The organism is Parvimonas sp. D9 (genome assembly GCF_035282565.1).
Classification (GTDB): Bacteria; Bacillota; Clostridia; order Tissierellales; family Peptoniphilaceae; genus Parvimonas; species Parvimonas micra.
On record NZ_JAYKBM010000242.1, the window covers coordinates 1 to 244 of the forward strand.

1 protein-coding gene is annotated in these 244 nt (G+C 37.7%); it reads left to right on the forward strand.

The genetic code is table 11. The features are described from left to right. Positions 1–180: hypothetical protein (locus VJI94_RS08730; protein ID WP_324009089.1), on the forward strand; the 180-nt coding region annotated here is incomplete at its 5' end. Between the last annotated feature and the right edge of the window lie 64 nt (positions 181–244).

A 244-nucleotide genomic window follows, 5' to 3' on the forward strand; every position in this document is an offset into this window, starting at 1 on the left:
GCAAAAGGTTCAATGAACGGCTATCCCAAAGAATGGATCAATTCAGGAGATGTAAGTTTACATCATCTGAAAGGAAAAGTACACATTGCATTTCGATATGAAGGAAATGATCCCCCCGTACAGAATGCCAAGCTTACAACAACTTTTAGAATCGATAATGTTGTTGTAACAGGCAATTAAAGAAACTCATCGGTTAAGTCATTGAGACGGCTTCTATTTGCTCGTAGATAGTGCTTTTTGTTAG